Origin of the sequence: Flagellimonas sp., assembly GCF_965601775.1 — a bacterium.
In the GTDB taxonomy this organism is placed as follows: Bacteria; Bacteroidota; Bacteroidia; order Flavobacteriales; family Flavobacteriaceae; genus Flagellimonas.
Genome location: NZ_OZ271837.1, coordinates 1440131 through 1466004, shown reverse-complemented (window position 1 = coordinate 1466004; position 25874 = coordinate 1440131). Strand labels below are relative to the sequence as shown.

Genomic DNA, 25874 nt, shown 5'->3' with positions numbered 1-25874 from the left:
TAAAAAAATAGGAAGACCATAAAATTTACCACTACAAAAAATATACATCGTAAAAAAATGGATGTTTTTTTATCAATTTGACAAAAATGCCCAATTTTAAAGGGCTCAGCTCGTAGGAATAGTAAGCGGGAAACTCTTGTTAAAAAATGTTTGTATAGGTATTGTTGAGGTAGGTAAAGTGTTCTAAAGCTTTAAGATGTAGTTCACAAGGTTGTCATCATGCTCTAAACCCATCTTTTTTCTTAATCTATAACGTTTGATTTCTACACTTCTGGCCGAAATGTTCAATAAAGGAGCAATTTCCTTGGAAGATAAGTTGAGGCGCAAATAAGCGCATAACTTAATATCGTTTGGGGATAAATTAGGGTGTACTTTTTTCAACTTCTTCAGGAATTTTCTATCCGCATTATTGAATGCTTCTTTGAAGAGCTCCCAATCGTCATTTTGGTTCAGGTTGCGGTCAATAATATCGATTATGGGCTTTACTTCCTTTTCGCCAACATTGGCCATGAGCTGTTCTTTTGCTTTGGACAGGAGCTCATTCTTTTTAATAATACTCATAGTTGAAGCAGCCAATTCGTTACTCTTGCTTTGAAATTCCTTTTTTAGCTGTTCATTTTTCAATTCAATAATTTCCTTTTCACTTTGCGCTTTGGCCAGTTCCATTTCGCGCTTGTTTTCATCAATCAGTTTCTGTTGTCTTTTACTGTAATATCTCTTATAAATATTATGAATGGCCATTGATGCCAAAAAACCACCCAATATGTAAACTACCAACATTAGGTTTGAAAAATACCAAGGTTTGGCTATGGAAAAGGAATAGGTCGCAACATTTGTGGATAGTGTATCACCTACTCGAGAACGTAATTTAAATGTATACTCCCCTGGACGAAGATTTTTAAAGTATACTTGTGGTTCCAAAGACCAATCACTCCATTCCTCGTAAATTCCTTCTAGTTTATATTGGTATTCAGGAATTGAAAACTTTGCAAACTCAGGAGTATAAAAAGAAATCTCAATATTATTTTGAACGGTTTCAAAGCTCCCCTCTATCCTTTTGTCATAAATATTCTTTTCATTTCCAATTCCAGAAGAAAATATGCTGCCTATTTCAACCGTGAAATTGGGTTTTACCAGTTCATTAATCGCCACCGTAAAATACCCTAAATTGTTTCCAAATAGATAGGTATCCGTATTGTTCAGTACAGAAATATTTTCATATCCCACGATTCCATCACGCATGTTTTCAGTTAACGGTATGGATTGCAGTCGAGGGGTTCCATCTAAAGTCCCCTCAACAAAATATCCAATATTGGAGTCCGTCTGTATCCATAAATAGCGATTACGTTTGTCAACCAAAAGTTTTCCAGAGACATATTCAGCCTGAGAATAGGCCAAACTCAATATACTATCCTTAAAAAACGTGTCCTGGACCGAATCGTACTTCAGAATACCTTTTTTAGATGCATACAATAAATCTCCTTTATATTTTACTAAACCAGAATTGGACCCTATTAAAACAGTATCTACCTGCACGCTACCTGCGGTGGACATGGAATCATCCACATCGATTTTAAATACACCCTTATACTCATGGTTGACAAATATATTCCCATCATGGTTCTCAACATACCTCGAAGAATGGTCAAAACCTCGTATTTTGTTTTTAAGCTGCCATCTTCCTCCTTCATTTTCCAAGACATACAGACCATCATAATTTCCTTGAAGCAGACGGTTAGGATTTTCCGCTATCCTTTTTACCGTCCACGTCCCTCTAACATTTGCAATTTTTGATGCATTATCCGCATCAACCACAAATGTGCCTGTATGATGTCCACAAAAGAGTGTCCCATCTATCTCATTTAATGACCATACTTGCCCTTGGGTACCAGAAATCAACGAAAAATCGGAGATGTCCTGCTTATTTTTATAAAAGAGCCCCTGATTTGTGCCCAAATACATCATATCTCCTATAACAGCTGTGGCGTATACACTCCCAACCACTCCTCTATTGTCATGATAAACTTTAAAGGGTGATTTCAAATTGATATAGCTAATACCATTATTCAATCCTAACCAGAGGTTGTTTTTGAAGTCCTCAAATAAGGAGAGCACGGTATTATTTTGAAGACCGTTTACTTGACCAATATGATATATCAAATCCCCATTTCCATCGAGTAGAATTAACCCATGGGATATGGTTCCCAAAGCTATACTGCCATCTCGTAATTGTAAACTGGTATATACGCTTACTGTATTCAAAAGTGAATCCGCTGGGATATTCCATTTGATTAAACCTTCATCCGTTGACTTATAAAAACCGTTGTCTCGCGTAAGTACCAACAAATCAGACTTATCTTGAAATACCCCTACGACTTCATCATCGACTACTGCGCTATCATTAAACACCAGGGAAGCTTGACCGCTTTCGATTTTGAAAATCCCTTCATACTTTTTCTGAAAATAAATGTTCTGATTAACGCTAAAAAGGCTTGGAACGGAGGTTTCCGAATCAATATTATAAATAGAGTCATCCTTAAGGTTGTAAATGTAAATTCTTTCCAAGGATTGAAATACCACCCAATCTTCAATTTTCCAAATACTCCAAAATTCCTCGTCAGGAAGAAAATCAACTTTTACCTTCGCGGAAAGTGAGGTGTACTGAAGTATTCCAAAAACATCTTTTTGCCAATAGCCAAATTCCATGTAGGCGCCAGAATATATTCTATTGTCTACAGCTTTAACCGAACGTATAACGGTTTCATTAGGTGAAGGATATTTCGTCCAGGAGGAACCATTAAATTCCAGTAGGCTTTTGTTATTGGCAATATATATGAGTTTATCCTCAGACTGTGTAATTGACCAATTCTGGTTTTCTCCATTGTAAAGCACAGGTGCATAATTCTGTATGGGAGGCAACTCTTGTGCAAAAAGACCAAAGGAAAAAAGAATGGCTAAAACTCTAATACAATTCACCTAGCAGATTTTATATTCTCATAAATATAGGATAAGAAATGGACTGCCAAAAATTATCTGAGGGTATTGGTATCCTAGAAATCCCATCATTTTCAATTAATTTCAAACCAAATACTTTAGATGGGCGATTTTATTTTATTCTTCAAGAACAACAATTGAATAAAGCCGATTTAAAGAATTTTGCATCCTTTTTAACTTTCACAAATGAAAAAAAATACAAAAAATACTGAGCCCTATTCGTGGGGGGAAAATTGCAAAGGCTGGGAGTTTGTAAGAGATTCATCTCTGAGCATAATTGAAGAACTGATGCCTCCCAACACGAGTGAAACAAAACACTATCACTCAAAATCTCAACAGTTTTTTTATATACTTAAGGGCGAGGCTGCTTTTTATATCAATAATGAACTTCACAAGGTAAATGAACGTGAAGGAATCCAAATACCAGCCAAAACGGTACATCAAATTAGAAACAATGGGCTATCAAATCTAGAATTTCTTGTGATTTCCCAACCTACAAGTAGAGGTGATAGGTTTGAGGTTACCTAAAGAGATGCCAATAACTTTAGACCCCTTTGTATACTACCTTTTTTTTTTAGAAAATGAAATACGTACCTAGTACCAGTAACGTAATGATACCCCCAGCCAGAAAAGCATATTTCCAAGGTTGGATATCAATTTCATCAGTGATTACTTCTTTCTTCGGTACTTCCAGAGGTTTCAGCTTACCAACCAGCAACATAATCCCAACGTTAATTACGAAAAGAATACCCATTACATGCAAGAAATGCGGATATGCCGTGGCTTCAATAATGCTTAACTCTTTTGCATCTGTTATTCCATTTGCGGCAGCTTCGGCAAGAGCGGATTCCACCATCATGGGACTGATAACAAACTGACTTATCAAATACATCAATACCCCTGCGGTCAAAACAATCTTGGCCCCCAATGCCGGAACTTTCTTCGTATAAATACCTACGATAACCACAGCAAAGATGGGTACACTTAAGCTCCCCAATGCTTCTTGGATATAGGCAAAAAGACTATCTGCCGATGCGATAAAAGGAGCTATACAAACTGCCACCAAAGCCAGAACCAGACCAAAACGTTTTCCAGCCTTCACCGCTTGCAGTTCAGAAGCATCCTTATTGAATAACTGTTTGTATAAATCAAAACCGAACAAGGTAGCACTACTGTTTAGCAAACTATTGAAAGAACTCAATACCGCTCCGAACAATACAGCAGCAAAAAAGCCCAATAGGGAAGCTGGTAAAACTTTTTGTACTAATTCAGGATAGGCCAAATCTGCGTTGGCCAAATCTCCATCGAAGACATGCCATGAGATAACTCCAGGTAGAACCACAATGGCCGGAATCAAAAACTTGACTAAGGCAGCTAACATTACCCCCTTTTGCCCTTCCTTTAAACTTTTGGCGCCAAAAACCCTTTGCAAAATGGACTGGTTTGTCCCCCAATAGTAGATTTGGGCCAGAATCATACCTGTAAAAATGGTTCCAAAAGGAATTGAAGAGTCTACTTCACCTTTCAATTCAAACTTTTCTGGATGATTTTCCCAAATAGTCGCCAATCCTTCTCCAATATTTCCCTCACCAACAAGCTTTAATCCGAAATACGGAATCAATATTCCACCGATAAGTAACCCAATCGCATTGATAAGGTCGGAAACGGCTACTGCCTTCAGCCCACCAAAAATGGCATAAATTGAACCGATAATTCCTATACTCCAAACGCATAGCCAAATCGTTTGGTTTTGAGTTAGGTTCAGTAAACTCGGAAGGTCAAACATAGACGAAAACGCCAAAGAGCCAGAATACAAGATGGTTGGTAACAATACCAAGCCATAGGCAAAAAGAAATAGAATGGACAGTAGCGCCTTTGTCTGTTGGTCAAATCTATTTTCAATAAATTGGGGAATAGTTGTAATTCCCGAACGCATATATTTCGGCAATAAAATCAGTGCGGTTAAAACCATCGCGATCGCTGCAAGGGTTTCCCAGGCCATCACCAAAATACCTTCAGTAAATGCTTGACCATTCAGTCCGACAATCTGCTCCGCCGAAAGATTTGTTAAAAGCAAAGAACCTGCAATGGTCACAGCACCAAGACTCCTACCTCCCAAATAATACCCTTTGGCAGATTTTTCGTTGGTAGATTTTGTAGCGAACCACGATATTACGGCAACAAGTAGTGTGAATCCCAAAAAGGAGAGAATGGATAGACTATTCATGAAGTTTTACTTAGTATTGGTTGTTGATTTAAGTTTGGTATTACTAAAACTGCTTGTCAAGATACATTTTTTTAATGGTTCTTATATCACGGAGTAATAGTTAGGCGTAAAAGGGGTCTTAATTTAAGGATTAGGCTTGCGAATGCCCTTTTGCCATTAAACAAGTTTACTTTAGTTTTAAGCATACATTCAATTCCCTAATTTGGAAATTACCTATTATGATTATGAACAAACCATTCCTTTACTTTTTTGCTTTGCTGGGGTCATTATTCCTTTTAAGTCCGATTTCGGATGAGGGCGGTACTTTTAATATCAATCCCCAAGAACTTGAAAAAGACTCTTTACAATCTCAATTCAATACTCTGGTTTGGGCCGATGAATTTGAAGGGGAAGGGGCGCTAGATAGGAAAAAATGGTTTTTACAGACGAAACTTCCTCCCGGGGGTAGTTGGTGGGGAGGATTGATTCAGCACTATACCAACCGAGAAACAAATGCCTACCAAAAGGATGGATACTTAAATCTTGTGGCGAAAAAAGAAGTCTTCAGAAATCAAGGTCGAACCAAACAATATACTTCGGCAAGATTAAATTCCAAGTTTGCCTTTACCTATGGAAGAGTCGAAGTGCGAGCAAAACTACCAGAGGGCGTAGGCACTTGGCCGGCCATTTGGATGCTCAACACAAATATAAACGAAGTTGGGGCGTATTGGGAAAAAAAAGGGTTCGGAACAACAATGTGGCCGGATTGTGGAGAAGTGGATATTCTAGAGCACTGGGGCAAGAATCCAAATTATGTCTCAAGTGCGGTCCATAATGGCTCAAGCTACGGAGACAACGTGCTCAACCTTGGAGGTCGACAGGTCAGTGATGTTTCCCAAGAATTCCATATTTATGCGCTAGAATGGAGTAAAGAAAAAATGATTTTCTCCATAGATGGAATCGAGCACTACACCTATCAGCCATCCAAGAAAAATTCTAAAACTTGGCCCTACGATTCAGACTACTACCTACTTTTAAATATCGCCATAGAGCGGGATATAGACCCTAATTTTAAGGAAAGTGCAATGGTCGTGGATTACATCCGAATTTTTCAATAAGTTTTCCCTTTACACACAATCCAATTGATAAACTAAAAGGGGTACTACGCCAAAAGAAAAATCAAAGTCATTTAAGTAGGAACAGCTATGAACACTATCTCAAATAAAGACCGTTGTTTGAATTACCTCCAAAAATATGCGGAAAAGGATATATCAGCAATGACAAAAATGTTTGCTGATGACATTGCACTTCGTGATTGGAAAATAAGTGTAAAAGGGAAAGAAAATGCACTGTCAGAAACAAGGAAAAACTTTGCTGCGGCCAGCGCTTTGGAAATTGAGGTTTTAGCTACATACGAAAGTCCCATGACTGTAGCTGCAGAGCTAAAAATCACAGTGAATGGGACTGAGGAGCTTTACGTGGTTGATGTAATTACCTTCAACGTAATAGGAGAAATTGAATCGATTCGAGCTTATTTGGGAAGAAGTGACTATTAAAGGCTCTTGAATAGCGTCCTACAAAACTAAGTTATTGTTGTGATTTCTTAGAATAGTGAATTTCCCCTAAGGCTTTCAGCGTTTTGGCGGCGTTTTCCGCTGTGATATCCCTCTGCGGGTTCGCAAACATTTCATAGCCTACCATAAACTTCTTTACCGTCGCCGAACGTAACAAAGGAGGGTAAAAAGACATATGAAAATGCCATTCGGGGTGGTCTGCTCCATCTGTCGGCGCTTGATGGATTCCGGCAGAATAAGGAAACGAAGTCTCGAAAAGGTTATCATATTTTATAGTCAATACGCTGAGTATCTCTGCAAACGAAACCACCTCATTCTCTGACATTGTTACTATGTTTTGATGCGGTTTTTTTGGGACTATCATGGTCTCGAAAGGCCACGTGGCCCAAAAAGGAACCAAAACCACAAAATCCGAGTTCTCAACAATAATTCGTTCCGCTTTTTCAAGTTCCTGCTGTACATAATCTGACAAAAGGGTGCTTCCATGGCGCTCAAAGTGTAGTCTTTGCTGTTCCGCTTTTTTTCTGGGTTCTTCGGGAATTGTTGATTGCGCCCAAATCTGACCATGGGGATGGGGATTGCTACATCCCATGATTTCCCCCTTATTTTCAAAAATCTGTACATGATTTATCTCTGGAATGGAACCTAATTCTTTATATTCCTTTTGCCATAGCCTTATCACTTCAGCTATTGCATCCACCTCCATTAATGGCAGGGTCAAGCTATGATTTGGAGAAAAGCAAACCACTTTACAAATACCTTGTTCTTTTTTCGCTTGAAGTAAACCTTCGTTGTACTCTTCCTCTCCCCCATCCATTAGAAGAGAGGCATAGTCGTTGACAAATGAATAGGTCGATTCGTAATTTTCATTTTTAACTCCGCTTGCTCTGGTATTCGATGGACACAGATAACATTCAGCATCGTAACTAGGAAGAACATTGGACGCATTTTTCTCTTGCTTTCCTTGCCAAGGCCGTTTGGTTCTATGGGGTGATACCAAAATCCACTCGCCCGTTAGGGCATTATATCTTCTATGGGGCTTGCCATTAATAAAACCGTCCATAATTTTCTATATACTTTGAACACCGTCACCAATGGATACTCTAAATGGGGACAACTCAATGTTAAACTCCTTCTTATATGTTCTTGCTGTTTCTTCAATAAAGTCATTGGTAGCATCATCATGTACCAAATTCAGGGTACAACCTCCAAATCCACCTCCCATCATACGTGCTCCAAGGACTCCATCAAAACCCTGCGCAAAATCCACCAAGAAATCCATTTCGGAACAGCTCACTTCGTATTCTTTGCGTAAGCCTTCATGGGATTGAAACAACAATTCTCCAAACTTTTCCAAATCGCCATTTTCCAAATGCTTACTCGCTAGAAGCGTTCTTTGGTTTTCTTTTGCTACATAGCAAATTCTCCTAAAAACCACTTCCGACAGTTCGTGTTTAAACTCCTCCATGACCTCCAAAGGGACGTGGGCCAATGCTTGGTATTCAGGATACTTCTTGAGGATAAAATTAAATCCAGATTCAGCCTCTTGCCTTCTTAGATTGTATTCACTTGTAGCTAGGTTATGGGATACATTGGAATTAAGTAATACTATGTTATAAGGGGACATATCCGCAGAAACGTATTTGAAATTCTGGGTATGGCAATCCAATTCTATCAGTTTGTTTGCTTTACCCATAACCACGGCAAACTGGTCCATAATACCGCATTTAGTGCCCACAAAGTGGTGTTCCGCATCCCTAGACATGGTTATTATCTCAGAATTATTCAACCCTACATCAAAAAGTAAACTAATTCCTTTTGCGATACCGCATTCCAATGCCGCCGAAGAACTAACACCCGAACCGATGGGCAATGAGCTGTCAACCACACAGTCAAAACCTTTGATTTGACCGGGATATTTTTGGTCTATAAAATGTATGACTCCTAAAAAATAATTATGCCATTCCATTTCACTTATCGCAATTTTGCCTAAATCAATGGTAAATCCATCGTTGTAATTCTTGGAATATACATTGCACAACTGTGTATTGTTCTTTTTAAAAAAGAGGTTAACCTTTAAATCAATGGCAGCTGGAAGTACCACACCCCCATTGTAATCCAGATGTTCGCCTATCAGATTTATTCGACCCGGGGACGCTATGGTAACCTCATTTGTTTCAATTACGCTTTTCCAATTCATTTTTGGTAATTGTTTTCTCTCAATTGTTGCGATATTTAAATCTATTTCTTGACTCTAAAATTTCCTGTGGTGATTACGCTAAAACTTAGGATTTTACATTAAGGTTCATTATAATCTTTGCGCAGTTAGCATACCGCCTGGTGGTATGGCAATCGTTAGCATTCCTTTTTTAAACTCAAGGGTTTCTGTAGATGTAATGGCTCCTTGGCAATCAAAAAATTCACATCGATAGGTCCCAAAACTTTCCTGACATAAAATGGGTATCTCTTTAGAAAACTTAGCGTTGAGAATTTCAATTTCATCATATTCCTTTGAAAGGGTGTAAAAAGAATCTTCGAATATACCTATTACCAAAACTTGGCCAAGACTTGCCTCAAGGATGGGGTAGTTTGAAAGAGGGGATGAAGGAACGAACTGCGTAGACAAAAGCACTTCCGACCTGCTCTTCCAATATTGGGTATAAAACTTAACCATTTTTATATGTTCTTCTGGAGCATCAATCAACATTATAGATATCTGAGGCACTCCAAACAGGGCATTCATATAATGTATGGCTGCAGTCTCCACATGCTCTTCGAAATGCCATTTAATCATATCAGAATGTACCGCTGTTGTACCGCTCATCATCTTAATATCTGCGATTCTAACGCGATTCATCACATAGTCCCCCGGACAATCAAAAGCCCGTAACATATTCCCATATTTGCGCATTACCGGACCTGTATACTTCTGTCTGAATTCTATGAAAATATTTGGATTTATTTTTTTGAGTTCCTGACTTACCTCAGAAAGAAGTTTATCCACAGCATCATTGATAGAAGCAAAATCTCTACCTGTGTTCTGCTCAAAGGAAGTATCTGGATAAGCTTTGAAATCATCTATAAAGTCCAACTTAAGACCATCAAGTCCCCAACTTCTGACGGCATCCACATAGATTCCAACCAAGTACTCACGCACCTCTGGAAAGCGGGGGTCAAAAACAGGTGCCCATCTATGGTTTTCTGTCAAAAATTTTCCTTTAAATTTTTTATATGCCTTGGACTTGCGACCACAAAAGGGTACCGAATACCAAAGGCCAACAGCAACACCCAAAGCCTGAATGGACTGGACCACTTGCCGCATATCACTGAATCTATCGGGCTTCCAATCTCCTGTGTAATCATATCCTCTGCTGTTATCCTTAGTCTGCCAACCATCATCTATTATTATGGCATCAAACCCTAAGTTCTTGGCCAAACCACACTCTTTTATCAGTATATCTTCTTCCAAGTTTTGATGAAACTGATACCATGTGGAGTAAAGTGGTTTCCTTGCAATTTCGGGTACAAAGGCAGGCTTGAGATGCTCATGGCTTTCCCACCAAACCGTAGTTTCTCTCAACGCCTGGGAAAAGTGAATATTTCTGTAATCAATTCGGATTTCTGCGCTAAAATTCCTAATCGGATACTTACATTCCGTAAAAAAAACAAATCGGCAATAAAAGTGATTGTCTTCTTCCCGATATTTAGCCGCCATTTCTATTCTGTTCACCGCATTGGAGCATGAAAAACAAACGATATTTTCGTCCTTGTTTCCAAAAAGTTGAAGAACCGGGGCGTCAATTGAAATCCGCGACTCATGGGATTGCAGTTCCCAATCTGCTTCAATACGTTTTGAAAAATCCGCTGTAGGCCTCCAATATCCCTTTACTCCAATTGCAGGCACTTTCCATTCTATCTCAACAGGTTTAGGGATAAAATCGTTATCTCCCTTTATCTCGAGACGGTATGAGGAAATTTTTCCATCGCTTTCCAATGGAACAAGTACACTTTCAAAGTGATTCCCATACTGTTTGACCACTACATTTTTAAGGTCTTGAATTACTGTATTGTTCATTAGAGTTATCTCAATTTCTTAGAAATACTTTGACTTTAGCATTGTTCTGAGGTGCAACTACTAGGGATTCATTATTTCCTGTATCCAATTCAATCAGACAGTTCGACTGACCTGGAACGTAAAAGCCACTTTTTGACTCGGATATCACGGTAAAAAAATCGCTCTTATTACCCTCAAGGAATAAACCATTTATGGCATCATGACCTCCATAGTTTGTCTCCGATTGAAAATCATTACCAACGGCCAAAACATCCAAGGTTCCATCCCGATTAAAGTCGTTAACCAGAAAATCGTTTATGGGTCCATATTGACATTGAATGGGGAGAGGGCGGATTTTAAAATTGAAGTCCCCCAAATTCTCCAAATAAATACTCTCAAAAATATTTACGGATATTGTTTCTTCAGTCAATGACTGAATTTTCAGCAGATCAACAAAATCAGCAGAAGCAAAATCGCTATACGATCTAAATTGATTTTTAAGAAGACCCAGTTGTTTCATAACATCGTCCCTTGAATGCATAGGTTTCAATTTCAACCCTTGTTTTGTTTCCAAAAAAGCACCTATCAGGGGGTCTATACTACCATTGGAATCAAAATCCTTGGTATAAATATATATGGGATGCGTTTTGTCAGGATTAATAAAATTATTCAAACCTTGATTGCCAACAAGAAAGTCTGGGTCGCCATCATTATCAAAATCCGCCATTTCAATGGTTCTCCACCACCCATTGGTTTCTCTCTTTTCGCCAGAAATATCAAAAAAAGTGCCTTCCCATTTTTTAAGGTTACCAGAATGATTTCTATAAATCTCTATAGGCATCCAATCCCCAATAATTATTAAATCATCCCAACCATCATCATCTAGGTCCTGCCAAATTGCATCTTTTACCATGCCCAAAGATTGTAATTCCAAATTGGCCTTTTCCACAAAACGCCCATCTTCATTTATCAGAATTCTACTTTTCGGTGCTCTAGGATATTCTTTTGGTGCTATCCCAGACCCTACAAAAAGGTCCATATCTCCGTCCTTGTCAAAGTCGTTTGCACTAACACAGCTCGTACTTGATTTAAACGTTGGAAGACGGTTGGGTTCCCATTTAAATTTGGCATTACCTTGATTTATATATATCCTGTCTTGGTAATATTCTGAATGCTGCTCTTTTTCACTTCCCCCACTACCTATGTATAAATCTTCATCTCCATCATTATCAATATCCAAAAACAGCGCAGCGGCATCTTCGTATTCTGATTCAAAGGTATCTAGCAGAGAATAATCACCATCTTTATCCGGACCCAATAGATATCCAGGTTGTCCATGGCTACCTCCAATGAAAAGTACCTCTCCCGCCAAACCTTCTAGTTTTGTTTTTGCCAAACAAGGTCCCATTTTTGATTGCTGGGACAACAACAGATTTTGGAACACAAAGTCGTTGGATTGATTCTCGATATGGATAAAAGGAACTTTTTCGTCCTTAACCTGTAAAATTGTTCCTTCTGACTTTATTTCCTTTTCCAATTCCTTAGCATCTTGGATAGAGAAAGTTATGGTTTGGTTGGCCTCCAATTCCCCTACTTCCGAAACCTTTCCGGTTGGCCAAAGGACCTGAATGGAATCAACCTTGGGTGCCTCTAATCCAAAAAAAGCACCTGCTTCTACTGAGGAAAGATAACCTCTGACCACCGATTGATAATGGACTTGTACCTTGCCTTTGGACCATATTTTAACCTTCGCTCCTATGGCATATTTGTTTTGTTTTGTTCCCTCCAACTTTACTTTCAAATAATGATAGTTAGCCATTTCAGAACGAAGGTTTTGGAGAACAAAGGCCTTTTGGTCCAGATTATTCACGATTAAATCCAAATCGCCATCCAAATCCAAATCAGCATAGGCTGCTCCATTTGAAAGTGATGGATTGGGGCTTAGCCAATTTGCAGTGACATCCCGAATATTGAAAACAGAATCATTCTTGAAAAAGAAATTTTGAAGTTTTACTTCCGGCTGCCTTGCGACCAATTCCTTAAGTCTTTTGTCTTTAGCTTCCTCAGAACCATAAACATTATTTTGCTGCGTGTAGTTGATAAAATCGAGGTCTGTGATATCCTTTCCGTAGCCATTTGTCACAAAAAGGTCTTTGGTGCCATCACAATCGTAATCTGCCCATAGCGGAGTCCAACTCCAGTCGGTTTTGGCAATACCGGCAATAAAAGACACATCACTAAATTTTAACAGTTCTCCCTCTATGTTGCCATTATGAAGATGCACCGTATTACGCATGTATTGCGGAATGTACTCGTTGGCTAGGGCCAATTGATACTTATCATAATTCATTTGACCTATCATCTTCTTTTGCCTATCATATCCATCTGGTAACATATCCAAGACCGTGATATCCGGATTTTCATCGTTATTGATATCAACTAAATCCACACCCATTGAATTGTACGTTTGATGTGACATATATGTCGCAGCCATATCCACGAAGCCCAAACTTTGTTGGTCCATTCTATTGATATAAATGGCATCATTGGTTATAAAGTCGTTTCCCACATAGATATCAGGCAAACCATCATGGTTGAAATCATTGATCCCGACCCCCAAACCAAAGCCTTTTTTGGTTATTCCCATTTCTTTGGAAACATCCCGGTACACCTGATTACCAGAACTATCAATCACTTTTTCCAATAAAATATCCGTCAGATGCTCCGGAAAATATTTTTTGGGCAAGGGTGAGTTTTTATCAAAATTTACATTTCCATTTCTCAAAATAAAGGCATCCAAATCCCCATCCGTATCAAAATCAAAAAAAACCGTCTGCTGCGCATATTCGGACTCATCCAGGTTGTATGCTTTGGCCTCTTCTTTAAAAGTGGGAATTCCTTTACCATTTAATCCTTGATTCACAAAAAGTAGATTAGTACAATCCCCAGAACAGTTGGAACCTCCAACATTAAGGTAAATATCGTCCCATCCATCCTCGTTGATATCAACAATGGAAACTCCGGTTACCCAAGAGGCCGTTGTAAAACCTGCCTGTTCGGTAATATCCATAAACTTCAATGACCCTTGATTTAAATAAATCTTTGAACTGACTTGATTACCGGTAAAGACCAAGTCAGGGAAATTGTCCTTGTTAAAGTCTCCAATCCCTACTCCTCCACCGTTGTAACAATACTGGAAATCAATAATGTTAATCTCGTCCGTAGGACTAATTGCATTGGTAAAATGAACATTCGTGTCCTTCGCATCCATTTCAATAAAAAGTACCTCGTTCGTCTTCGGATTGCACGAACTCAAAGCAACAACGAGTAAAAAAAATAAACCGAAGTGTTTCATTGAATGGACAAATTCTTACATAAAGAGCCAAGCAATATAAAACAGTTACTTGGCTCTTTCCTTGAAAATTGAATTTAAACTAACTCAAACTGTATTGTTATTAATAACCAGGGTTTTGATTCAGATTAGGGTTTGCATTTAATTGCGGAACGGGAATCCAAAGCAGTTCATCCCTTCCGGGAGTAAAGAAAGCGGATTCTCCAGCCAAAGATTTTGGATGTCTTCCGCCAGCAATCGTCGAACCTTGACCCATTACATCATCGGCCAATCCCCAACGCACCAAATCCAAATAGCGATGTCCTTCTCCTGTCAATTCCATAATTCTTTCATTCACAATGGCATCAAAAACTTCTTGTTGGGACAAACCTCCAGGCAAATCCGCTATTTGGGCCCTTTGTCTCACTTGATTGATTAAGGAAATTGCTGCTGCTTGGTCCCCATTTGCATTTTCGGCTTCTGCAAGCATCAAAAGAACATCTGAATAACGAATCAGTCTCCAATTGACACCGGTTGTCTGACCAAAACCAGGGAGTTCCTGACGGGTGCCTGCAAATAAAAATGCATATTTCCTTGTGAACAAAGCGTCAACACCCGCTACGTTTGCAGCTTCAATATCAGGTGCAAAATCTTCCAAGAAGGGTAATCCACCATAGCCTGTAGCACCAGGGTAATCGAAAGCAATTGTCGCGTTTCTTCTAACGGTATCTCCATTATCTTCAAAAACCTGAAGTATATGTGGATTAATGTAATGTCCTCTATCCAAACTTACAGTCGGCGGAGAATAATCGATATAGAAATTGCTTTGTGAACCTGTCAAAGGAATATCAGACCCCCATACAAAATTATCCTGCGGCGCAAACTGCAATTCAAAAACGGATTCAATGTTATTTTCATTGGATGTGGTAAAGTTTTCCTCGTATTGGGCCGCTGGCAATAAATCATATACGCCACTATCCACCACCGCTTGAAAATCGGCAGCTGCTTCAGCATAATTCTGTAAATATAGATTGGTTTTTCCTCTAAGTGCCAATGCTGAACCGCTAGTAGGTCTACCTAAATCGTTAGAGGACCAAGTAGGGGGTAGCATACTGGCAGCCATAGTTAAATCAGCAATTACTGAATTAAAAACTTCTGTTTGCGAAGATTGGTTTGGGAAGAAGGTTTCTTGATTATCTGGGTCAGGAGTCTCAAGTATTAGAGGTACATTCCCCCAAAACGCTGCTAAATACCAGTTAGCAAAAGCTCTCATAAAATAGGCTTGACCTAAAATTTCATTCCTCGCATTACCTGCTGGAAGGTTTTCATCATTAGCTTCTTCTAAAATAGTATTGGCCCTGAATATGGCTTGATAGAGCTGTGGAAACATATCACTGGACCACCGGCTAACTCCAGGTACACCTTGCAGTGTGGACATGGTCGTATTGTTCGCGAAGGGAACCACATTAAAGGCGTCAGAACGTAATAAGGGTCCTGTATGCACAACACGTCCCCAGAAAAATACCGCAGTAATGGGATGTATCATTCCATTAACCGCTACCCTAAAGTCCGCCTCATTCTGAAAGAAATCAAGTTGAGAGACCGTATTTGGGTTTGAAATCTCGAGCTGACTTTCATCACATCCATTGAAAGTGATCAGCAAAGTTGACAGCAACATGGTTACTATCAAAAATTTACTTGTTTTGGTTTTCATTTTTTTAATTTTCATTAGTTCATAACATTTTTAAAACGATACCTGTAATCCTAGGATAAAAGTTCTTGGTCTTGGCTGAGCTCCAAAATCGATACCTCTACCCAAAATTGGAGGTGTGTTGTTGGGGTTACCAAAAAATCCTCCACCTGTTCCATTCTGAGTTGAACCAACTTCTGGGTCGTAACCGCTATAATCAGTAATGGTAAATACATTTTGCATATTGTAGAACACTCTTGCGAAGCTTACCCAGGGTAAATCAATCGCGTCTGTTAAATTATAGCCTATCTCAAGGGTTCTCAATCTTAAGTAAGAACCGTCTTCAACATAGAAATCTGACGGCAACTGGTTCCCAGCAGCATTAGGTAATGAAGCCCTCGGAATATTTGTGTTCTCATTTTGACCCAACACAAAGGAGTCTTGCACAAAACCAAATTTATTGCCATCCAAGAAAAAGGTTCCTGTAAAGAGATTGGCATTAAAGATTTCAACTCCTTGAACTCCATTGAAGTTAAGTCCAAAATCCCAATTCTTATAAGCTCCATTGAAATTGATACCATAGGTGAAATCAGGTATTGGCGAGCCAAGATTGACCCTATCATCATTGTTGATTATACCATTCCCATCAATATCCACTCTTCTAAAATCACCCGGTTGTAATATAGCTCTCCTTTCTGGATCGTTGGCTACTCCAGGGTCACTATCGATTTCTGCCTGACTTCTGTAAATTCCGTCATTCCTAAATCCGAAAAAGAAACCGATAGGTTGTCCTACTTCGAATCGATTTGGAGTATTACCCTCTTCGTCAATTGAAGGTCCTACAAGGGGATTTGGAAGTTCTGTCAACTCATTGTCAAAAGTTGCGAAAGTAAAGCCTACGTTGAACGTAAAATTCCCTCCCGTATCGTGGTTGTAATTAGCTTGAAGTTCAAAACCTGAGTTTCTAATAGAGGCTGCATTTTGGGTTACTGGTTCGGCCGAACCCGTTGTAGAAGGGACCTCAACTGGTGCCAAAACATCATTATTGTCACGAACGTAGTAATCCGCACCAAAGGTCAGACGGTTATCTAATAAAGCCCCATCGATACCGACACTAGTTGACTGCGCAGTCTCGAAGGATATATTCGGGTCAACCAAAGAGGTTATTGCAAAACCGCCAGCGGTGGTATTATTAAAACTAACATTAGATGATGGATTAAGAACAGATTGAAATAAAAAATCTCCAATATTTTGAGAGGCCAATTCACCGTAACCTGCCCTAATTTTAAGTGTATTGAATAAAGAGTCTTCTGGCCACCAACTTTCATTGCTAATCACCCATCCTGCAGAAAATGCTGGGAGTACAATGTTGTTAAAGTCGCCTTCCGCAGAAAATCTTGAAGAAGCATCCCTACGAACGATGGCCGTGAACAGGTACTTATCATCAAACTTATAGTTTACCCTTCCAAAGACGGAGAAAATTCTAGACAAGAATCTTCCCCCTCCAGAGTTCACAATTTGGTCCGCAAATGAGGCAACATTAGTGATGTTATTTGATGGTAAACCTTCTGCCTGAATAATCAAAGAATTATTATCGATTTCTTGACGGGCACCCCCAAGAAGGACATCAATGTCATGTTTTCCAAAACTCTTTTTATAATTAATGGTCGGTTCAATGTTAGTGGAAATGATTTCACCTCTATTTTCTGTTAAATCGTTCAACTCATTAAGGTTATCCTGTTGGTCTGTTGGACTTAAATCAAAAGTGGGGGCGAAAACATTTATGTATGTGTTTCTATAATCCACACCTATGTTTAATCCTACGGTAAGACCTTCAATAATCTCATATCTTGTATTCACGTTGGCAAGAATATTTCTTTCAGTCAGCTGGTCGTCCACCAGTTGGGCGAGGGCATAGTTATTGGTCCCACCTGAACCACCGAACAAATTGGAATCAATGGCCTCAAAACCTCCCAGTCTTTCAGGTGCCTCGGCTCTTACTACAGGGGCTGTAAAAGTACCATTACCAAAAAACGGATTCTGGTCAAGGTTCCTTTGATTATAGGCAAAGGATGGTGATACGGTTAACTTACCAAGATTAAACCGACTATTAAAACGAACGTTGAAACGCTGAAAATCAGTACTTGTTACTATACCTTCTTCATCGTAATAATTCGCGGAAAAATAATAGGAAGAATTTTCCCCACCTCCAGAAATATTAAAGCCATAATCTTGTATGATTCCGGAGTTTAATGTTAAATCCTGAAAATCTGTATTTACCCCATTATCGGCTATGTTAGCCGGCTGTCCTTCATTCGCAGCCCTTTGGTTGAGAAAGTCCACGAATTGAGGCCCATTGAGAAAGTCTAAGGTTCTTCCAACAGTATTAACACCTCCCCTTATATCTATGGATATCTTTGGGCCCGTATTGGCGCTTCCCCTATTTGTGGAAACAATGATTACCCCATTTGCCGCTCTTGTACCATAAATGGCTGCTGAAGTGGCATCTTTTAGGACCTGGATATCAATGATATCCTTTGCATTGATTCTGGAGATATCATCAACAATAGTCCCATCTACAACATAAAGTGGAAAGGTGTTCGTCAAGGAACTTATTCCACGCACAATAACATTTGTGGGAGCACCAGGTTGTCCTCCCCCACTTTCCACTTGGACACCTGCCAACCTACCTTGTAAGGCATTGGTAGGGTCTGCGTTTACAATTTGCTTGATCTCCTGCTGCTTGATTTGTGAAATGGCACCGGTAACATCCACTTTTGCCTGAGAGCCAAAACCAACAATTACAACTTCGTCCAATGCCTGCGCATCTTCCAATAAGGTAACATTAAGTGTTGTCCTGCCGGATAAAAGTATCTCCTGCGTGGTGTACCCAATATAGCTAAAGACAAGGGTGGCACCAGCATCAACAGAAATGGTGTAATTACCATCAAAATCGGTAGTTACACCGTTTGTAGTTCCTTTTTCAACAATGTTTACACCGGGCAAAACACCAACGTTGTCCGAGACGTTACCCGTAACCGTCACTTGTTGCGCAATAACGGAAGTCGAAAAAGCAAAAACCAATAAGACCAATAGTCTTTTGAGGTGGTTTTTTTTCATGAGAATTGAGTTTAGATTAGTTTATCTGTACTATGATAGTCTATGCTACTAAACAAAATTATAAAAATATTGATGATGACAAAATATTTATGCTTAAAAATTATTAATGTGTTATTTTAATGAGTGTAAAAGCAGAATACCTAAATATTTATAGAAAAGAGTTATAGCGAATTTCTATCTATCAACTTGGTCGGTATAACAAATTTTGAGAAACTAGGGTCCTTAATATTCTTCGCGGTTTTTACTGCCATGGCATTAAAATCCGTTGAAATGGTTGTTATTCCACCCAAGATAATTTCCTTCACTAAATGGTCATTGAATGAAAGTACTCCTATATCTTTTCCCAATTCCAGCCCTGAGCTGATACTGTCCTTTAATAAAGGCCACAAATCAGAATCTCCAATGAATAGATACAAAACCCCCTTTTCCACAGTTTTAGGTGCGTAGCTTGAAAAGATTCTTCCATCAATAGTATTCTTTTTAGTGAATTCTTTGAACGCCCATAAAATTCCCTCGGGATAGTCCATATCATTTCTGAAAAAGAGTACCATCTTTTGATACTTTTTGATTCTAGGCAAGAGTTCTGTTAGGTTGCTACCGGTACTATCCACAAATTCCTGTGTGATATAGGAATATTTCGGGCCTAAGTTCAGAAACCTATCGACAATAATCAATCGTTCCGGGCTTAAGGATTTTAGAATTTTTCTTGATTTATCGCTTTCAATGGGGGCTACAACGTACATTCCATACTTTCCCTTGATATTTAAAAAGATGGTTTCAAATACCTCCTCATTGTTGTGATGAAAAAAAATATCAATTTGCACCTTATCCCCCAACTCAGCCCTAAGAGTATTGTAGAACTCCTGCTGGAATCTTTGGAAAGAATACATTAACAAAGCAATCTTCAAAAAGACCTTGGTATTACTATTTGCAATAAAATATCCTTTGGTTTTTTTTGATTCTACCAACCCCCTATCCTTTAATTCATCGTAGGCCTTCACGATAGTTTTTCGAGCAAACCCGGTATCTTCCACCATAGTATTTATAGAGGGTAACTGATCACCGAGAGAAAGTGCACCCGAATCAATTGCCTCGACAACTCCTAAAACCAATTGCTCGTGCTTGGAAAGAGCATTAATCTCCTGTAGTTTCTTAATAAAAGAAATCAGTTTCATAACCTAGGTTAGTGTATACTGTAAATATTATAAAAATTATTGAATTCATTTAATCTAGCTCAATTGGTACACCTTGGGAGCATGGTATGGAAATGAGCCATATCTTCATGAACAAAAAACGGGCAATATTACCCTCCTTCTTTTCTGAGGACTTCCAATGGAGGACTTTGCAGTACACTTTTGCTGTTCAACATACCAATGAGCAGTACCAAAACTATAATACCGGGCAATACCACCAAAAAGGGTATCGCAGAAGGCACAAAGCTTACTTCAAAAACGAACCGCGCCAGCATGAGGCTCCCCAATAATGATAGTATAATACCAATACCTCCTCCCAGAAGGCCCAAATAGAAATATTCTAGAGCAGTAATTCGAAGAATTTGTTTACTCTTGGCTCCTAACGTACGTAGTAACACGTTTTCTTTTATCCGCTGATATTTACTGGTACGTACTGATCCAATAAGCACGATAATTCCAGTAAGAATACTGAAGAAAGCCATAAAATTTATGACCCAAGCAATCTTGCTTAAGATACCCTCAATAACGACAAATATTTGTCGTAAATCAATAATAGATACAGTCGGAAACCTGCGTACCAACTCTCGTTGTATTGAAGCCGATTTTGCGGCGTCGGGGGCTTTCGTAGTTAACACATGAAACTGGGGCGCCTCTTCAAGGACTCCCGAAGGGAAAAGAATATTAAAGTTGATTTGCATTCGCGCCCAATCCACCTCTCGAAGATGGGCTACCTGGGTTTCCATTAAAACTCCTTGAACATTGAATACCAAAGTGTCCCCTACTTTGACCTGAGCATCAGCTGCAACATTATCGGATATGGAGATGGGAATAATCCCATTTTCTTTTCGTTCAATGGGCCATTCACCTTCAACGGTCCGTTCGGATGCTACCATGGAATCCCGGTAGGTGACTCGAAATTCGTGGAAGAGCACCCATCGATTTTGAGTCGCCGTGGAATCCAAAATAAGTTCACGTACGGGTCGGTCCTTGATTTGATGCATTCGCATGGTAATAATAGGGATGTTATTCAAAACGGAGAGTCCCGATTCTTCAATGCTTTGGGCCGCAGCACGTTTCTCCTCTGTTTGGACATCCATCAGAATAAGGTTTGGTGTATCTTCTGAGGCTTCCAACGAGACTTGGGCCAAAAGAATATCTTTTGTAAAATAAAGTGTGCTAATCAAAAAGGCCCCTACACCAATGGCCAGAATAAGCACCGTTGTCTGATTATTGGGACGATATAAATTCAACAGACTTTGTCGTGAAGTAAATCCCCAGGAAGTTGGAAAATATTTCTTTATCGCCCGCATAAAAAGTGTGGCAACTCCACCCAAAAGTGCAAAGACCACTAAAACGGTTAGGACAAAAAAGAGCGCATATCGGGTACTTTCCAATAACCAAAAGGAGAATGAAAAAACAAAAAGAACAATCCCCAACACCACCAAATATTGAAGTTTTCGTGATTTTTGATTTCCGCTGGAGTCAACTCGCAACACCTGCAAGGGCGAAACAAACCAGGTGTTCAATAATGGCATTAAGGCAAATAAAACCGATAGTAACACGCCCAATATCAATCCCGAAATTAGGGCATTGGGAACCAGTGAAATCTGTACGTCAAAAGGTAAAAAACCTTGAAGCAACAAGGGAAAGGATTGTTGCAAGAGCAATCCTCCCAGTACGCCAAGCATACCTCCAAATAACCCCATACCGGCAATTTGAAGCAAATAAATCAGGAAAGTCTGTCTTCGGGTGGCACCGATACATTTTAGAACCGCAACCGAACGTAATTTTTCCTGAATATAGATATGCACGGAACTGGCAACTCCCACACAACCCAATAAAAGCGCTATAAAAGCAATAAGGTTCAGAAACTTTCCGAAATTCTCATAACTTTTTCCCAACTGTTCTGCTGTACTGATATGCGTATCAAGGTCTGCATTTTCCACATCAAGTTGAGGGTCTACCTGCTTATCCAGTGCTACTAGGTCCTGTTCCGGTTCAGCAACAAAATAAAAATCATATCCTACACGACTGCCCACTTGAATCAAGCCTGTGGCCTCTATGGCCCCATACGGAATGATTACAGGAGGAGCCACAGAAGCTCCAATACCAGAGGTTCCGGGCGCGGAAATCAGCGTACCCACGATAGGAAACACAGAATTTCCCAATTTGATGGAATCGCCTTTGCTTACTCCATATTGCAACATAAGCGTGGCATCCACCAAGGCACCACCCTCCTTTTGATAGTTTTGTGCTGCGGATATGGGCTTGGTTTCCAATTCTCCGTAAAAGGGATATCCTCCCTCTATGCCTCGAACCCCTACCAATTTGGCATCTCCGCTTTTTGGAAACACTGCCATCGAAGGAAAACCAACAGAGCGTCCGTCCGCACCACCTAGAGAATCGATAATGGCCATTACCTTTTCATTTGGAGGTTGATTGCTATCAATCACGAAATCAGAACCCATCAAGGTTTTGGATTGAATAGCGATATTTTCTTCCAGATTTTCGCTAAAAGATTGGATGGAAACCACAGCAGCAATACCCAAAATGATAGAAGCCATAAACAAAAGCAAACGACTCCCACTGGCTTTACTATCTCGCCATGCCATTTTAAAAAGCCATTTCCATCCGGCTTTGGATTGTTTGTCTTGAGACTGCATCACGATTCAATCAAAACTTCGTTGGAGACCACTTTTCCTCCCCGTAATCGCAAAAGACGTTTGCATTTTTGGGCCAACTCCAGGTCGTGGGAAACTATGACCAAAGTGGTTCCTGCCTCTTGGTTGAGCTCAAAAAGCAATTGTATAACACGATCTCCGGTATCTTGGTCCAGATTTCCTGTAGGCTCATCTGCAAATAAAATGGAAGGGCGATTCGAAAACGCTCGAGCTAAGGCTACGCGTTGTTGTTCCCCTCCAGAAAGCTGCGAAGGATAATGGCTGAGGCGGTCACCTAAACCTACTTTACCCAATAGCTCCTTGCCTATTTTAATTGGATTTTTTGCTCCTTGAAGCTCTAAAGGGACCACCACATTTTCAAGAGCAGTTAGTGTCGGGAGTAATTGAAAATTCTGAAAAATAAAGCCCACTTTTTCATTTCGTAGCTGGGCTCGTTCGTCCTCATTTAAACTTCCTAAATTGGTGCCTGACAATTCCACAAACCCGGTATCCGGATAATCCAATCCTGCACAAAGACCCAACAAGGTGGTTTTTCCACTTCCGGATGGTCCAACAATAGCAAAGGTCTCCCCTGCTTCGATGCTAAAATTGATATCGTCCAACACCGTTAATTCTTTCGAGCCACTTGTGTAGGTTTTCCCCAGATGCTCGACGTTTAATATCTTTGACATAGCGCTATCGCTTCCTTTTTTCTTAAACCTGAAAAATAGGTAATTGATTTTATTTTAAGGCCTTTATTTTATGCATGACCTCTTAAAGTTTCGTTATTTTTTACTGTTTGTTTTAATCATTTCTTGTCGCAATGCTTCTGATAAAATTTCAGAGATCCCAAATGAGAACGACAATACGGAAAACATAGTCGAAGAAGAAAGCTCCGAAAAAGTGATTTTGTTTTTTGGAGATAGTCTTACTGCAGGATATGGTTTGGAACTTGAACAGGCCTTCCCAGCGCTTATCCAAAGTCGATTGGATTCATTGGGTCTTAACTATACGGTAATCAATTCTGGTCTTAGTGGTGAGACTACCTCAGGAGGCAGGAATCGTTTAAATTGGGTGTTAAAGCAAAAAGTGGATGTATTCGTACTCGAATTGGGTGCTAATGATGGTCTTCGTGGTATTCCCTTGGTGGAAACCCGTAAAAATTTACAAGCCATGATTGATGTGGTCAAAGAAAAGAATAGCGATACCAAAATTGTTTTAGCTGGAATGCAAATTCCACCCAATATGGGACCAGAATATACCACAGAGTTTCGTAAAATCTTTCCTGAATTGGCAGAAGAAAACCAAATTGCACTAATCCCTTTCTTGCTGGAGGGAGTCGCAGGTATTCCAGAATTGAATTTGGAGGATGGTATTCATCCGACTCCAGAGGGTCATGAAATTGTAAAGGAAAATGTGTGGTCTGTGCTGAAAACTGTGGTGGATTGACTTACCGTTTTCGAAAACCCCAGAATTATTTCATTTTCGGTACATAAGGTTGTATTTTACTTCTATCTTAATGAGTTTCCAGGTTTTATTTAGTGTATTGGGCGCGACGTGGAATTGAGTTAAGTATCTTTTTAAAGTCCCCCAAGGCAATAAATAGCAACAGATGAAAAATCAACCTAATCCATCTTTACCTTGGAAGGACTATGAAAAATTTGCGTTTCGTTTTGTCTTCATCTTTTTTATCCTGTTTATAGTCCTGCTTGATTGGTCGGTTAATCCCATTCTTTCACAATTGTATTACTATGGACCTCTTTCTACTGTATTGGACGCTTCCATTTCCTGGCTAGGGGAACATTTTTTTCAGATTCCACGCCTAATTATATCCCCCTATGATGGGGAACATAACGATAGAACCTACGTCTATTTACTTTATTTCTTGATAGCTTCTTTAGCATTGGTCGGAACAGTAGTTTGGAGTCTATTGGATAGAAAACGTACAACTTACCAACAACTCTATTATTGGTTAACCACAATTATTCGTTACTATTTGGCATTTACCCTGTTTCTCTTTGCTCTTGAGAAATTTTTTAAAATGCAATTTCCTGATCTTGGGTATTATACTTTGACCGAGCAAGTAGGAGACATGTCTCCTATGCATCTGGCTTGGGCTTTTTTTTCCTATTCCTATGGTTACAACATCTTTATGGGTATAGCTGAATGCGCAGCATTACTTCTGCTATTCCGCAGAACAACCACTTTCGGAGCTATCTTGACCATGGGTGCTCTTGCTAATATCGTAGCAGTAAACTTTAACTATGATGTACATGCCAAAATGTATCCGTTGGCCTTATTTGTTATGGCTTCTTTTTTATTGCTGCGAGATGCCCATAGGATTCTTCGATTCTTTTTTTCAGGTCAAGCAGTTTCTCTTCCGAGAATCAAAGCTCCTGTATTTCAAAAAAGGTGGATGAACACTTCAAAAACAATAGTAAAATACTTGGTAATTGGTTTTTTTCTGATGTATCAGGTGAAAGAATACTTCGACTATCAGAAGTTTATGCAGGAAAACCTGAATGCTAAATCCAAATTTTCCGGACTTTATGATATTGAATCATTTGTTGTGAATAAGGATACCTTAACCCAAAATAATCCTTTGCGATGGCGGCAAATTATTATCGGGGATAAAATGGCTGACGCTATTCGTTTTCAAAAAGACAGTACCGCATTTATAAATGTACAGCCAGATAAAAAAGAAATTGTCATCTATGGAAATCTAACCGATTTATCTTTTAAAGAGCAACAGATATACAACGAAAAAGGTATGTCGGACGACACGTGGATAAAGATGGATTCAATATTGGTAAATCATAAATTAGTAGATAGGTTTCGTTTTGAACTGTCTGATTCAAATACCATGAAACTGAGGGGAATCATTAGAAACGATTCCGTTTATATAACGGCAAAAAGAAGTCCAATCAACATAGAAGACTTTAGATTAATGAAAAGGCGTTTTCATTGGATAAATGAGGCCAGCTATTTTTACTAATTGTTGGATAATAAATCAACTACAATATCTTAATTAAACATTCAACCAAAAAATGAA

16 protein-coding genes are annotated in these 25874 nt (G+C 39.3%); 5 read left to right on the top strand and 11 right to left on the bottom strand.

Annotation, left to right across the window (positions count from 1 at the left end; translation table 11 throughout):
• Positions 1-183: 183 nt before the first annotated feature.
• Positions 184-2976, bottom strand: coding sequence for a triple tyrosine motif-containing protein (locus tag ACSLUF_RS06860; RefSeq protein ID WP_435625365.1), 2793 nt, complete (start codon positions 2974-2976; stop codon positions 184-186).
• Between the two features lie 204 nt (positions 2977-3180).
• Here ACSLUF_RS06860 and ACSLUF_RS06855 point away from each other — a divergent pair, with 204 nt between their 5' ends.
• Entirely contained in the window at positions 3181-3522 is a 342-nt protein-coding gene (locus ACSLUF_RS06855; protein ID WP_435625364.1) for a cupin domain-containing protein, read from the top strand.
• A 46-nt stretch (positions 3523-3568) separates the two neighbouring features.
• On the opposite strand, the gene ACSLUF_RS06850 is transcribed toward ACSLUF_RS06855, so the two are convergent.
• A complete protein-coding gene (locus ACSLUF_RS06850; RefSeq protein WP_435625363.1) occupies positions 3569-5221 on the bottom strand; it encodes a solute:sodium symporter family transporter in 1653 nt (550 codons plus the stop codon).
• Between the two features lie 224 nt (positions 5222-5445).
• On the opposite strand from ACSLUF_RS06850, the gene ACSLUF_RS06845 reads away from it, so the two are divergent.
• Positions 5446-6318 (top strand): glycoside hydrolase family 16 protein, encoded by an 873-nt coding sequence (locus ACSLUF_RS06845; protein ID WP_435625362.1) that lies wholly within the window; start codon positions 5446-5448, stop codon positions 6316-6318.
• Positions 6319-6405: 87 nt separating this feature from the next.
• Positions 6406-6756 carry a nuclear transport factor 2 family protein gene (locus ACSLUF_RS06840; protein WP_435625361.1) on the top strand — a complete coding sequence of 117 codons (351 nt, stop codon included), beginning with the start codon at positions 6406-6408 and terminating at the stop codon, positions 6754-6756.
• Positions 6757-6787: 31 nt separating this feature from the next.
• On the opposite strand, the gene ACSLUF_RS06835 is transcribed toward ACSLUF_RS06840, so the two are convergent.
• From ACSLUF_RS06835 to ACSLUF_RS06795, 9 genes are all read right to left on the bottom strand, one after another.
• Positions 6788-7837, bottom strand: coding sequence for a UDP-glucose--hexose-1-phosphate uridylyltransferase (locus ACSLUF_RS06835; protein WP_435625360.1), 1050 nt, complete (start codon positions 7835-7837; stop codon positions 6788-6790).
• Positions 7838-7843: 6 nt separating this feature from the next.
• On the bottom strand, positions 7844-8974 hold the full coding sequence (galK, locus tag ACSLUF_RS06830) for a galactokinase (protein WP_435625359.1): 1131 nt from the start codon (positions 8972-8974) through the stop codon (positions 7844-7846).
• A 108-nt stretch (positions 8975-9082) separates the two neighbouring features.
• On the bottom strand, positions 9083-10849 hold the full coding sequence (locus ACSLUF_RS06825) for a glycoside hydrolase family 36 protein (protein WP_435625358.1): 1767 nt from the start codon (positions 10847-10849) through the stop codon (positions 9083-9085).
• 10 nt (positions 10850-10859) lie between these two features.
• Positions 10860-14183, bottom strand: a complete 3324-nt coding sequence (locus tag ACSLUF_RS06820; protein ID WP_435625357.1) for a VCBS repeat-containing protein — start codon at positions 14181-14183, stop codon at positions 10860-10862.
• A 100-nt stretch (positions 14184-14283) separates the two neighbouring features.
• Positions 14284-15873 carry a RagB/SusD family nutrient uptake outer membrane protein gene (locus tag ACSLUF_RS06815; RefSeq protein WP_435625356.1) on the bottom strand — a complete coding sequence of 530 codons (1590 nt, stop codon included), beginning with the start codon at positions 15871-15873 and terminating at the stop codon, positions 14284-14286.
• Between the two features lie 30 nt (positions 15874-15903).
• Positions 15904-18969 carry a SusC/RagA family TonB-linked outer membrane protein gene (locus tag ACSLUF_RS06810; protein WP_435625355.1) on the bottom strand — a complete coding sequence of 1022 codons (3066 nt, stop codon included), beginning with the start codon at positions 18967-18969 and terminating at the stop codon, positions 15904-15906.
• A gap of 161 nt (positions 18970-19130) precedes the next feature.
• Positions 19131-20144 carry a GntR family transcriptional regulator gene (locus ACSLUF_RS06805; protein ID WP_435625354.1) on the bottom strand — a complete coding sequence of 338 codons (1014 nt, stop codon included), beginning with the start codon at positions 20142-20144 and terminating at the stop codon, positions 19131-19133.
• Between the two features lie 128 nt (positions 20145-20272).
• The gene (locus tag ACSLUF_RS06800) at positions 20273-22825 is read right to left on the bottom strand and encodes an ABC transporter permease (protein ID WP_435625353.1); all 2553 of its coding nucleotides are present in this window, start codon (positions 22823-22825) and stop codon (positions 20273-20275) included.
• Positions 22825-23514 (bottom strand): ABC transporter ATP-binding protein, encoded by a 690-nt coding sequence (locus tag ACSLUF_RS06795; RefSeq protein ID WP_435625352.1) that lies wholly within the window; start codon positions 23512-23514, stop codon positions 22825-22827. The genes ACSLUF_RS06800 and ACSLUF_RS06795 overlap by 1 nt, the downstream gene beginning before the upstream one ends.
• Positions 23515-23584: 70 nt before the next feature.
• Here ACSLUF_RS06795 and ACSLUF_RS06790 point away from each other — a divergent pair, with 70 nt between their 5' ends.
• Both ACSLUF_RS06790 and ACSLUF_RS06785 read left to right on the top strand, forming a co-directional pair.
• Positions 23585-24271 carry an arylesterase gene (locus ACSLUF_RS06790; RefSeq protein ID WP_435625351.1) on the top strand — a complete coding sequence of 229 codons (687 nt, stop codon included), beginning with the start codon at positions 23585-23587 and terminating at the stop codon, positions 24269-24271.
• Positions 24272-24434: 163 nt separating this feature from the next.
• Positions 24435-25817, top strand: coding sequence for a hypothetical protein (locus ACSLUF_RS06785; RefSeq protein ID WP_435625350.1), 1383 nt, complete (start codon positions 24435-24437; stop codon positions 25815-25817).
• The last annotated feature ends 57 nt before the right edge of the window (positions 25818-25874 follow it).